Source organism: Niallia taxi, assembly GCF_004005475.1.
GTDB lineage: Bacteria > Bacillota > Bacilli > Bacillales > Cytobacillaceae > Niallia > Niallia taxi.
Genome location: NZ_RZTZ01000002.1, coordinates 278,939 through 291,506, shown reverse-complemented (window position 1 = coordinate 291,506; position 12,568 = coordinate 278,939). Strand labels below are relative to the sequence as shown.

Annotated in this window: 12 protein-coding genes; 2 read left to right on the top strand and 10 right to left on the bottom strand. The window is 39.9% G+C overall.

What is annotated here, in order from left to right:
- Positions 1-10 precede the first annotated feature (10 nt).
- The 7 genes from dtd to EM808_RS06230 all read right to left on the bottom strand — a co-directional run bounded on the left by dtd (position 11) and on the right by EM808_RS06230 (position 9,222).
- The gene (gene dtd / locus EM808_RS06260) at positions 11-451 is read right to left on the bottom strand and encodes a D-aminoacyl-tRNA deacylase (RefSeq protein WP_127737332.1); all 441 of its coding nucleotides are present in this window, start codon (positions 449-451) and stop codon (positions 11-13) included.
- 11 nt (positions 452-462) lie between these two features.
- Positions 463-2,658 (bottom strand): RelA/SpoT family protein, encoded by a 2,196-nt coding sequence (locus tag EM808_RS06255; protein WP_127737331.1) that lies wholly within the window; start codon positions 2,656-2,658, stop codon positions 463-465.
- A 300-nt stretch (positions 2,659-2,958) separates the two neighbouring features.
- Positions 2,959-3,471, bottom strand: a complete 513-nt coding sequence (locus EM808_RS06250) for an adenine phosphoribosyltransferase (protein ID WP_127737330.1) — start codon at positions 3,469-3,471, stop codon at positions 2,959-2,961.
- Positions 3,462-5,825 (bottom strand): single-stranded-DNA-specific exonuclease RecJ, encoded by a 2,364-nt coding sequence (recJ, locus tag EM808_RS06245; RefSeq protein ID WP_127737329.1) that lies wholly within the window; start codon positions 5,823-5,825, stop codon positions 3,462-3,464. Before recJ ends, EM808_RS06250 begins: the two co-directional genes overlap by 10 nt.
- Positions 5,826-5,963: 138 nt before the next feature.
- Positions 5,964-6,287, bottom strand: a complete 324-nt coding sequence (locus tag EM808_RS06240) for a LapA family protein (protein WP_127737328.1) — start codon at positions 6,285-6,287, stop codon at positions 5,964-5,966.
- 125 nt (positions 6,288-6,412) lie between these two features.
- Positions 6,413-8,662: a protein translocase subunit SecDF gene (secDF, locus tag EM808_RS06235; protein WP_127737327.1), complete on the bottom strand. Its 2,250-nt coding sequence runs from the start codon at positions 8,660-8,662 to the stop codon at positions 6,413-6,415.
- A gap of 260 nt (positions 8,663-8,922) precedes the next feature.
- Positions 8,923-9,222 carry a post-transcriptional regulator gene (locus tag EM808_RS06230; protein WP_127737326.1) on the bottom strand — a complete coding sequence of 100 codons (300 nt, stop codon included), beginning with the start codon at positions 9,220-9,222 and terminating at the stop codon, positions 8,923-8,925.
- Between the two features lie 206 nt (positions 9,223-9,428).
- Between EM808_RS06230 and spoVB the strand changes: the two genes are divergently transcribed.
- Positions 9,429-10,979, top strand: coding sequence for a stage V sporulation protein B (spoVB, locus tag EM808_RS06225; protein ID WP_127737325.1), 1,551 nt, complete (start codon positions 9,429-9,431; stop codon positions 10,977-10,979).
- A gap of 20 nt (positions 10,980-10,999) precedes the next feature.
- Here the strand turns inward: spoVB and EM808_RS06220 are convergent, their stop codons facing one another.
- Both EM808_RS06220 and EM808_RS29055 read right to left on the bottom strand, forming a co-directional pair.
- On the bottom strand, positions 11,000-11,644 hold the full coding sequence (locus EM808_RS06220) for a DUF421 domain-containing protein (protein WP_127737324.1): 645 nt from the start codon (positions 11,642-11,644) through the stop codon (positions 11,000-11,002).
- 139 nt (positions 11,645-11,783) lie between these two features.
- Positions 11,784-11,921 carry a hypothetical protein gene (locus tag EM808_RS29055; RefSeq protein WP_225314663.1) on the bottom strand — a complete coding sequence of 46 codons (138 nt, stop codon included), beginning with the start codon at positions 11,919-11,921 and terminating at the stop codon, positions 11,784-11,786.
- On the opposite strand from EM808_RS29055, the gene EM808_RS06215 reads away from it, so the two are divergent.
- Positions 11,872-12,207: a TIGR04086 family membrane protein gene (locus EM808_RS06215; protein ID WP_225314690.1), complete on the top strand. Its 336-nt coding sequence runs from the start codon at positions 11,872-11,874 to the stop codon at positions 12,205-12,207. The two genes, EM808_RS29055 and EM808_RS06215, sit on opposite strands and share 50 nt — an antisense overlap.
- 51 nt (positions 12,208-12,258) lie before the next feature.
- Here EM808_RS06215 and yajC read toward each other — a convergent pair whose 3' ends face one another.
- The gene (gene yajC, locus EM808_RS06210; protein WP_127737322.1) at positions 12,259-12,546 is read right to left on the bottom strand and encodes a preprotein translocase subunit YajC; all 288 of its coding nucleotides are present in this window, start codon (positions 12,544-12,546) and stop codon (positions 12,259-12,261) included.
- Positions 12,547-12,568: the final 22 nt, after the last annotated feature.

Sequence of the window (12,568 nt, the reverse complement as noted above, 5' to 3'; positions counted from 1 at the left end):
CGGATTTTTTTTATTGATTCTCAAGGATAAGGGTTACAGGTCCATCATTAATCAAGGAAACATCCATCATTGCCCCAAAAATGCCTGTTTCGACGTGCAAACCCTTCTGACCGAGCAATACATTAAATTGATCGTATAAATCTTTTGCATAATCCGGTTTGGCAGCATTCATAAAGTTTGGCCGTCTCCCTTTCCGGGTATCTCCATACAGGGTAAACTGGGAAACGGACAGAATGGAGCCTTCGACATCTTGAATACTATGATTCATTTTTCCGTCTGCATCCTCAAAAATGCGCAGATGGGCAATCTTATCTGCAAGCTTGGCAGCATCCTCCTGTGTGTCATCATGAGTGATACCAACAAGCAGCATATAGCCCTTCTGGATTTGTCCTACCGTTTTCCCTTCCACTTCCACTTTTGCTTCTTTCACTCTTTGCAAAACAATACGCACGGTTTTTCTCCTTAATTCATAATTCTACGGACAGAATAGACATCAGGTATTTGTTTAATTCTTTCTACCACTTTATGCAGGTGGTTCACGTTAAGAATTAGAATTGACATCGTGATGGTAGCCATCTTATTGCGGTCCGACTTGCCTGATACAGCAGAGATATTTGTTTGCGATTCATTGACAGCTTGAAGCACTTCATTTAGAAGTCCTCTTCGGTCATATCCGCTTATCTCAATTTCCACATTATATTCCTTACGGTCATTTAAAGCTGTTTCCCACTCAACAGGAATTAATCTCGCCTTAGCATCCTCTGTATCAATATTCGTACAGTCAGAGCGGTGAACAGAAACACCTCGCCCTTTTGTGATAAATCCGACGATTTCATCACCTGGGACAGGATTACAGCAACGTGACAGCCTGATTAACAGGTTGTCAATTCCGGTAACACGAACACCTGAAGCACGTTTTTTCGTGCTTGGGAATGATTTAAGCTCAGCAACAGCGTTCGAAATAGTTGCCGATTGCTCTGCATCCCGTTTCCTGCGCCATTTTTCCGTTAGGCGATTCGCTACTTGAAGTGCGGTAATACCGTTGTATCCAACAGCGGCATACATATCCTCTTCCCCAACAAAATTGAACTTTTCAAGCACTGTTTTAATATTTTCAGGTGTAAGGATTTCCTTCAGATCGAATTCCATATTGCGGATTTCTTTCTCGACAAGCTCCTTGCCCTTTTCCACATTTTCTTCTTTACGCTGCTTTTTGAAGAACTGTCTGATTTTATTTTTTGCTTGTGAGGTCTGAGCGATCTTGATCCAGTCTTGGCTAGGTCCGTAGGAATGCTTGCTCGTATGGATTTCGACTATATCACCAGTCTTCAACTTGTAATCAAGCGTAACCATCTTTCCATTAACCTTCGCACCAATTGTTTTATTGCCGATTTCGGAGTGAATCCGGTAGGCGAAATCAATTGGAACAGAGCCTGAAGGCAGTTCAAATACATCGCCTTTTGGTGTGAACACAAATACCATGTCAGAGAACAAATCGATTTTCAGACTTTCCATAAATTCCTCTGCATTAATACTGTCTTCTTGGAAATCAAGTATTTCCCTGAACCATGACAGCTTTTCTTCAAAGGAGGAGCCTTCATCGACTGTTTTTCCTTCTTTATACGCCCAGTGAGCCGCAATCCCGAACTCTGCTATGCGGTGCATCTCTGTTGTGCGTATTTGAACTTCAAGTGGGTCCCCTTTCGGACCGATAACTGTTGTATGCAAGGATTGGTACATATTCGCCTTAGGCATAGCTATATAGTCTTTGAAACGGCCTGGCATAGGCTTCCAGCGTGTATGAATGATTCCAAGTACTGCATAACAGTCCTTAATGCTGTTAACGACAATACGTACTGCCAGTAAATCATATATCTCATTAAATTGCTTATTCTGCAGCACCATTTTTCGATAGATGCTGTAAATATGCTTTGGTCTGCCCGAGATATCTGACTGGATCTTCACTTCACCAGTGCCTTCACGTATTTCGGAAACAACTTCTTCCAAATATTGTTCACGTTCTGCACGCTTCTTTTTCATTAAGTTAACAATTCGATAATATTGCTGTGGATTCATATAACGCAGAGCTGTATCTTCCAGCTCCCATTTAATTGTAGATATCCCTAGTCTGTGGGCTAAAGGTGCGAAAATTTCAAGCGTTTCATTTGAAATGCGGCGCTGCTTTTCAGCAGGTAGATGCTTTAATGTGCGCATGTTATGAAGCCTGTCCGCAAGCTTGATTAGGATGACCCTAATATCCTGCGCCATTGCTACAAACATTTTTCGATGATTTTCTGCTTGCTGTTCTTCGTGGGATTTGTATTTGATCTTCCCTAGTTTTGTAACGCCGTCAACGAGCATGGCCACTTCATTGCTAAAGCTATCACTAATATCATCTAATGTGATATCTGTATCTTCAACAACATCATGGAGAAAACCTGCAGCTACTGTAGCCGGATCCATTTGCAAATCAGCAAGAATTCCAGCCACTTGAATAGGATGGATGATATATGGCTCACCAGATTTTCTATATTGTTCACGATGAGAGTTTTGGGCAAATTCATAGGCTTTTTGTATGAACTCCGTATGCTCTTCGTTTAAATATCCTCTTGTCTTATCGATGACTTGTTCGGCGGTTAACACTTGATCATTCGCCATGTAATCACCTTTCATATTCCGAGTGTATTCTTAGAATTTATCATAATTCCGACTATTTATCTATCCCGCTATATGTTTTTCCTTATATTGCATCATGCAATTTATATATAGAATTAAAACAATTTTAGAATGATTATTTCTATTATTAAAAAAAAGCGCAAGAATGTAAAGAGAATCCATGTAATTTTTTTGCAAAAAGAGAGAATTTTTGTCGAAAGCAGTCGAATCACGCTATGTACTCTTTTCCCAAAAGAAACAGAAACAAAAAAAGAGCGCATTTTCAGCGCTCTTTGTCATTCATCAATATTCCATTAATGTTAAAATATCGTAGCCGTCAAGGTTCTTGCGTCCTTCCAGGTAAGACAATTCAATCAAGAAGGCAATTCCCGCTACAACACCGCCAAGTTCTTCTACAAGCTTAATTGTAGCATCAATTGTTCCTCCTGTTGCTAGCAAATCATCTGTAATAAGCACTCTTTGACCTGGTTTAATTGCATCCTTATGGATTGTCAAAACATCCTTGCCGTATTCTAGACCGTAAGAAACTTTGATTGTTTCTCTTGGCAGCTTTCCTTCCTTACGAACTGGTGCAAAGCCCACGCCTAAAGAATAAGCGACAGGACAGCCGATAATAAAGCCGCGTGCTTCTGGTCCGACAACAATATCGATTTCCTTTTCTTTCGCATACTCTACAATCTGGTTTGTTGCGTATCTATATGCTTCACCATTATCCATAAGTGTAGTGATATCTTTGAAACGAATGCCTGGTTTTGGCCAATCTTCCACAATTGTTACGTACTGTTTTAAATCCATTCTTGCACTTCCTCCTCATTCTTAACGGATTTCTGAAGAATAAGATCAAACCAATTCTTTAATTGCTCATAAGACGAGTATATTAATTCATTTTCGAGCGAAAATTGTGCTTGTTTCTGTTGAAAAGAAGGAGACTCTGTTAAATCCCTTCTATTGCTATTCTTATTCAGCGAAATAAACCCATCCTTCATTGTAACAAAATTCAGCTCAAAAAACACCTTTGACATAAAAACAATTGTTTCTTTACTCCAACCTTGCCGTTTTGCCAGCTCTCCACCATATCTTTTAAGGTCAAAACCATTTTGTTTGGCAAGAAAGGAATAATACCATTTAAAATGATCTCTTGTCGGCATTGTGCTGAAAAAGTCGCTATCCTGCTTATAAAAGCTTGCATAAATCCGCTCTGGAGCGGAGCTTGATAATAATTGCTGTACAATCTCTTTATTGCTCGGAAAGTCTGCCAATACTAGTATGCGATTATCTGTTTGAAAGGATGCTGCGTCATCCAGATTTTCAATTATTTTATAATCCTTGATTAGCTTTACCAATTCCTCCGTTACGGACTCTTTATTAAAGAAAATCCATGTCGCACTATCTGCTGGAATGGCCGCTTCAAGCTTCTCCATATTACGAATTCCTCGATAATCAAAAAGCTGCCAATGGTTTACAGCAATATCCTGAATGAATAACTGCGGTTTTTTAATATTATTCCATTCGTTAATGGAAAGCTGTCCTAATACAGAAAGCTTTGCACTTGGTGATATATGGTCATATAGTTCACCGATTCCAAAGCCTATGCCATCCAAGTTACTTTCTTCCTGGACAAATTGCAGCTTAAGATGATTTTGGTTTGCCCCTATTTTTCTTATTGTGCCAATTTCAACATGCTCAATTACAACACGCGGCTTGGCATTATCAACCCCAAATGGCGCAAGCAGCTGCATTTCTTCAATGGCACTTAAATGCGCCTCCTTTAAGTCAATTTTCATATCAACCGCTGTGAGTGGAATTAAATCTTCCGGCTTAAGCTGTTCAAATGCAAGACTATTGAGACGTTCTCTGAGCTCCTCTACATCCTCACTCGCTAATGTCATACCCGCAGCCATTGGATGTCCTCCGAAGTGAGGCAGAAGCTCTCTGCACGTTGATAGATTCTGATACAAATCAAAACCGGCAATACTGCGGGCAGATCCTTTTGCAATTCCTTTTTCCTGGTCAAAACCAAGCACGATTGTCGGCCTGTAGTACTTCTCTACAAGTCTTGAAGCAACGATACCAACTACACCAGGATTCCAGCCCTCTTTTCCAACGATAAGCACCCTGTTATCTTTAAGCGGATATAAGGATTCTACCTGTTCCATCGCTTCTTCTGTAATTTGGTTAACAATTGCTTGTCTTTCCTTATTTGTCGCTTCCATTTCTTCAGCAAGAGATGCGGCCATGTCAGGGTCATCTGTTAACAGCAGCTCAACTGCAGGATCTGCACTGTCTAATCTGCCGACTGCATTAATGCGCGGTGCAATCATAAAGCCGATTGTTTCTTCATCTATCCCACTTGCTTCTGTATTCATCTGCTTCAGCAATGCCTTCAAGCCAGTATTGGTTGTTTGCTTCAACTTCTTAATTCCAAGCTTAGCAATAGCTCTGTTTTCCCCTGTCAGAGAAACCAGATCGGCAATCGTCCCAATAGCAGCAAATTGCAGAAGCTGTTCAGGAAGCTCTCCGTACAGTGCATGAGCAACCTTTAAAGCAACACCGACACCTGCAAGCTCATGAAACGGATAATCACTTCCCTCAAGTCTTGGATGAATAATGGCCATTGCATCAGGCAGCACAGGGCCTGGTTCATGGTGATCTGTTACGATATAATCAATTCCTAGCTCTTTAGCAACATCTGCTTCCTTCACTGCTGCTATGCCGGTATCCACTGTTATAATCAGTTTAATACCAATACTTGCCGCATACCGGAATGCCCCTTCATTAGGACCATAGCCTTCTGTGAAACGGTTGGGGATATAAAATTGCACATCTGCTCCCATATCCTGCAACGTTTTCATCATGACCGTAGTGCTTGTTACACCATCCGCATCGTAATCACCAAAGATGAGAATTGGTTCTCTTTTTTCGATTGCTTCCTTTATTCGTTTGACTGCTATATCCATCCCCTTCATTAGGAATGGGTCATGAAAATTGTCTATGCTGTATAAAAAGTTCTCCGCTTTTTCGCGGTTATCATATCCTCTGTTTACTAGTAAACTTGCTACAAGAGGTGTGATTTTCAACTGGTCTGCAAGTATTGCAGCATCTTTCTTATCTTTGTCTTCTACAATCCATCTAGTTTTTGAATGCAGCATCATATCACCTCAATCTATCATTATACAAGTTAGAGGTGTTCCTTTCAATGTTTGATAGTGGAAGAATGAGGCGCTCCCATTACTAAATAACACAGAAAAAGCTTACGCGTAAAAGGCATAAGCTTTTTAACATAATGATTATTTGGATGGTATAGAAATTGGATCAACCGATTCTGTGCTGCCAGGTTCAAATTGTTCGAGCTCCTGAACTCGTAATTGCAAGGCTTCTTTTTCCTTAACGGCAGCCTTCCACTTTCTTTGCAGTGAATAAATTCTAATTAAGCCGGCAGAGCCAATCATTAAGCCGCCAAGTAAAACAGAAATCAGGATAACAAGGATAAGCGGCCATTGTCCTTTTCCGAATAAATAGTTGACCGTAACGGAATCGACATTAATAACGGCAAATACTGCCACAATAACGGCAAAAATAATTCCAAATAATAAATTCCACTGTATTTTCATAAATACCTCCAAAAAAATAGTTCTTCTAGCTAACTTTCCCTTAATAACAATTCTTCAAAACATGTTTTTTTAAAGAGTAAAAACCACAAAAAAAACAGGACCTCTTAAAAGGTCCTGTTTATTCATTATACTTGTGGCTCATCTGAGTTTTTTCGTTTTTCTTTCACAGTAATCAGAACGCCTTTTTTCTTAAGCTCTTTCTTCTTCCATACATACCATAATTGAGAGGCGATGAAGATAGAAGAATATGCTCCGCCAATTAAACCAATCAATAATGCTAATGAGAAGTTTCTGATAGACTCGCTTCCGAAAATCAGCAGGGCAATTACACAGATAACAACTGTAACAACCGTATTGATTGAGCGTGTGAACGTTTGGCGAATACTTGTGTTAATAATATCCTTGATTTCCTGTGCTGTTTTGATTCTTTTCTTCTTCACAAGGTTTTCACGGATACGGTCAAATGTAACAATCGTGTCATTGATAGAATAACCGACAATTGTCAGCACTGCCGCGATAAAGGTAATATCCACTTCAAGACGTGTGAAGCTGAAGATTACAATAATAAAGAATGCATCATGAAGCAATGCAATGATGGCAGCCATTGCCATATATATTTCAAAGCGTATCGTTACATAAAGAATGATACCTAATGATGCCAAGATGATGGCAATAAAAGCGTTTTTCGCTAATTCTTTTCCGACTGTAGGCGAAACAGTGCTGATATTCGGATCGGTACCGTATTTATCATGCATAGCCGTTTTTAATTCAGCCACTTTCTTTTGGCTCAAATCACCTTTTATGCGGATTGCCGCTTTTTCATTATTATCTCCTGAAAGGGTAATATCCTCAGCCTGTATATTTAGTGCATCCAAATCAGCTTGCACCGCTGCAGTCGTTAGGGCTTTATCTGAGGTAATTTCAACCCTTGAACCTGCTGAGAAGTCGATACCAAGATTAAGTCTGAATACAGCAATTACGATGATACCAGCAACAACGAGCACACTTGAAACAGTAAAGAAAATATTTTTGTATTTTACAAAGTCAATACGATCAAACTTTGTCGGCAATGTAAGTGTGTCATAGTTTTCGCCAATATGTTTAATATCCTTTTTATTTACACCAAACCATGACGGCTTTTTATTGAAAGCTTTGCTGTTAACGATAAGTCCAAGTAACAATCTTGTTCCGTAAACAGCCGTGATAAAGCTCACAAGGATGCTGACAATCAGCAATGTCGCAAATCCTCTGACAGAGCTTGTACCATATGCGAACAAAATGATAGAAGCAAGAATGGTTGTCAGGTTAGCGTCAATAATAGTTGAAATCGAGTTTTTGTTACCTGCTTGGAATGCCGATTTCAGGGTTTTTCCAACTTTAAGCTCATCCTTAATCCGTTCATATGTGATAATATTCGCATCTACCGCCATCCCTACACCGAGTATAATCGCGGCGATTCCCGGCAGTGTCAGCACCCCGTTCATCAAGTCAAGAACGAGCAGGTTCAAATACACAAACACAGAAAGAGTAATAACCGCAATAAGACCTGGTAAACGATAGTAGAACAGCATGAATAAGAAGACAAGTCCAACACCGACAATACCTGCAAATACTGTATCTTTCAGTGCTTCATCACCAAACTGTGCTCCAACACTTGTAGAGTATACTTCCGTTAATTTAACAGGAAGTGCCCCTGCGTTCAGCAAGTCAGCTAATGTTTTAGCTTCCTGTACTGTGAAGTTTCCTGTAATCGAAACCGTATCTGTATTTAATACATTGCTAACCATCGGGTTAGATAAGAATTTTGGATCAGCTTTTGCAGCTTCAGCTGCATAGGAATCGCCATCTTCATAATCAAGCCAAATGACGAGCGGATTTCCAAGCACTTTTGTTGTTACATCTTTAAACTTTTCTGCACTTTTAAGCTTAAGAGTAACACTCGGCTTTCCGTTTTGATCAAAAGCCTGGTCAGCTCCGCCTTCGACTAAATCAGAACCGTCCATCAGCTCTTTATCATTAATATCACGGAATGACAGGTTTGCTTCTGTTGATAAAAGCTCCCTTGCCTTATTTTGGTCCGTTACACCTGCAAGCTGGACGCGGACGCGGTCCTTCCCTTCGATTTGGATAATTGGTTCACTTACACCAAGAACGTTAATCCTTTTATCGAGTGCTTTAGCCGTACTGTTGAGAATGTCCTCATTGATCTTCTGGCTTTTGTCAATTGGTGCCACTTCATAAAGAACCTCAAACCCCCCTTGGAGATCGAGGCCAAGTTTAATATCCTTTAAAATATTATTTGTTGTTCCTCCCATTAACCCTGCAAAAACGACTACAATTAATAGGAAGGCAACTATTCTGCTCCGCTTTACCATTATGTATTTTTCCTCCTTGGTTCTTAAAGGTGCATGTTAAAGCATTCGAGACACACCCTTGACAAGCTTAAGCCATCCTTACAGCTCTAGCAGGACGGCAAGCAATATTCTAAAAATCATTTTTGCATACAAATAGATAGAGATAGTGAAATATTCTTCTTCTATAATAAAACATTATGAAACAGTTTATGATTGCTGTCAATTTGTTCTAAAAATTATCCATTGTCTTCACAAAAACTTCACAATTAGCAGGTAGGAATCTACTTAAGCAGCTCCTTTTTCTCCTCTTCTGTTAGCGTTGCAAAATAGTCATCTGCCTTATAAGCTTCCAATGTCGCAAAATTCATAAAGTCTACAACCTTAACATTCATTACATCCTGGACGATTTCTGCAATCCTGTAATCGCTTGACGGCTTCTTCCACTTCTTCTTTGTTAAGAAGAACCATAATTCACCCTCATCTATCGTGTCATAGCCTAACAGATGGAACTCCTCCAGCTTGCTCTTTAGCGCTGGCTTTACTTGATGGCGAAAATGATCATATAAATGCTCTGATGGCATCTTTTATAACAGCTCCTTTAACATGATGGTCCTTTATCTCGTATCATAAACACCTTTTTACCATTAACGTAATGGCAGCGTTCCCCCTTATTTATAAGCCTGCTCTTTTCTGAAATTCATTTATATACTTGTCATGCTTTGTCCACATGGATGCATATAGTTAATTGTATAGCATTATTCGTTATTTGAGAAGGCAGGGAAATAGAATGTCTAAGTTTTTACAAGGCACCATTATACTGCTAGCAGCAGGGCTCATCACAAGAGTATTAGGTTTCATCAATCGCATCGTCATTGCCCGGTTTATCGGGGAGGATGGAGTCGGGCTTTACATGATGGTATATCCCACATTAATTTTAGTCGTGACCATCACACAGCTTGGACTGCCTGTAGCCATTTCAAAAAATGTAGCAGAAGCATATGCGGAAGGAAACCATCGCAAAGTCAAATCAATTCTTGTCGTAGCTTTGTCGACAACACTTGGACTAGCATTGGTTTTTACACCACTCTTATATTTGCTTGCTCCATTTTTGGCAGAAACATTATTTAATGACAGCAGAACATTAATACCGATGATGGCAATTGCACCAATCATTCCTATCATTGCTGTCTCATCTGTATTAAGAGGTTATTTTCAAGGTAAGCAAACAATGAAGCCTGCAGCTGTTTCGCAGGTGATTGAACAAGTTATCCGCATTACTCTTATTGCAGTCCTTACAAAGGCTTTTTTGCCGATGGGAATTGAATACGCAGCAGCAGGAGCGATGCTTGCAGGTGTTATTGGCGAATTGGCTTCCCTGCTCTACTTGCTAACTTCCTTCAAATGGAAAAAGGGTTTTTCTCTTCGGAACAAGTTTTTGCAGTATATGATGAAGGGAAAAAACACATTTCAAGAGCTTATGGAAATTGCCTTGCCGACAACAGGCAGCAGGATGATCGGAAGTGTGGCATGGTTTCTAGAGCCTATCGTTGTAGCGCAAAGTCTGGCATTAGCCGGTCTGACTGCAATTAATGCAACAAAGCAGTATGGGGTGTTAACAGGATTCGCTTTGCCATTGCTTATGCTTCCTTCGTTTTTTACACAATCCCTTTCCACCTCACTAGTACCTGCTATAAGTGAAGCAAATGCGAGCGGACAGAAGCATAAAATCGACTATTTACTGCAACAGGCATTAAGATTTACCTTTATGACAGGGGGACTAGCTGTCATTGTGATTTATGTATTAGCTGAACCGTTAATGACAGTAATGTATGGCAGCACGAAAGGAACAACCTTCATCTTGTTAATGGCACCCTTTTTTATCTTAAATTACTACCAAGGCCCTCTTCAAGCAGCCCTGCAAGCATTAAATTTAGCAAGAGCTGCTATGATTAACAGCTTTATTGGCGCTGCTGTGAAAACAGGTGTAATCCTGCTCCTTGCAAGCAGACCAGAATTTGGAATTTATGGTGTGGCAATTGCGCTAATTGTTGGGTTTGTGCTTGTAACAATGCTTCATTTCGCAACAATCGCCAAATCAATTGGCTTTTCTATCTATGTTAAAGACTATGCCAAAATGATTGCCGTCATATTTGTTGTCGGCTACACGGGAACTGTTTTAGCAAAATGGGCATGGACAGACAGCCTAGTATTAATGGTATCTACTGATACGATTATTATCAGTCTGTTGTATTTAATTTTGCTTTTTGTATTTAAGCTCCTCAAAAAAGAAGACATTAGACGAATCCCCTGGATAGGACCAATATTAACAGGAAAATGAGGCTAGAGTGATGCTCTACCTCATTTTTTGTCTATATAATCAATATAAAACTTACCATCCTGAAAGCTGCAAAAGGAGATGCTCTCAAGCTTCGTATGCCCTTGTTTTCTTAACTCCTGCCTCAACCACGCTTCCGTTTTTTCCACTTCCTCCAGGCTTGTCTTCTGGATGACGCCATCAATAATTAACGGAATTGTAAATCCTGATTTACTTGGTTCCTTTTCAAACACAGACAGCTTACCTGATGTTTCTAATATCGCAAATTCAACATCTGCAACATTGCGCACATCCTTTTCCCGAAGCTGCAGCAGTAAATCGTCCATATTGTATCGCTGGCTTTTCATGGCCTTTTCGTCGATTTTACCTTTGTTAATAATGATGGTAGGCTTTCCATCAATTAAATCACGGACGCTTTTACTTTTTAGGGACAGGGCTGCCAGACCTATTTGAATTAGCAGCAGGATAAATATCGGCAAAATGGTCGGAACAAGCTCTGTTTTAATATCTTCAATCGCTGCAACGGCAATTTCTGCAATCATTATATATACGACAAGATCAAGTATGCTTAATTCCCCAATCTCCCGTTTGCCCATCATCCGAAAAACGAGGACGATGATAGCGTAAAGCAATAAGGTCCTCAGCAAAATGATGATATATTCCTCCATTAACGTCCCTCCCAAACAACATTTTTTTACGATAATATAACTATTTTAGTTTCCTCCTCTAAAATGTTTTTATTCGGATATTCACAAATTCTTGATTCTATTTAGGCAGGTTGGCGAATATGCTTGTACTAGTATGAAACTATTCATGATCTACTAAAGAAAATGGATGAAAGGAGAGGTTTAAGATCGAAGAAAGCAAAAACGTCGGCAGTGCCGTATTATACGGCCTGATTGCGATCTTTACCCTATTTATTACAAGCAGTATCGTCTTTTCCATGTTGCTTAGATTCACCTCCCTCCAGGAAGGATCCTTGCAGTACATAATTACCGCCGTTTCCTTTATCGCACTGTTTGCAGGAGGGTTTATCTCTGGTGGAAAAGGTAAGCAGAAGGGCTGGTTTCTTGGTGGATTAACTGGTCTGATTTACTTCGTAATTGTGTTCTTGTTCAGCTTTTTAGGATTGGATCAGCTATTCACTTTCGAGCAATTCATTTATCACGTATGCTATACTCTGATTGCCATGATGGGCGGTATTTTAGGGGTTAACTTATCAAAATCTTAATTTCGCAAACAAAAAAGCTGGCAGCAAATTTTTGCTACCAGCTTTTTTTAATTATGCCTTATCCAGAACAGTGCTGGAAGAAGATTCAACAACTTCACGAACAGCATTGCGGTCAAAAGTCAGACGGCTGCCGTCTGGCGACTTAAGAACGATAGTGCCTTCGTCGATTGCATCGACAGTAGCGTGAAGTCCGCCAATCGTGACAATCTTGTCCCCTTTTTTCAGATCACTCTGCATTTGCCTAACCGATTTTTGACGCTTTTGCTGCGGACGGATAAGCAAAAAGTAAAACAGAACAAACATTAAAATAAATGGTAATAACCCCATAATGTTTTGCATATATTTCCCCTCCTTTCAAAAT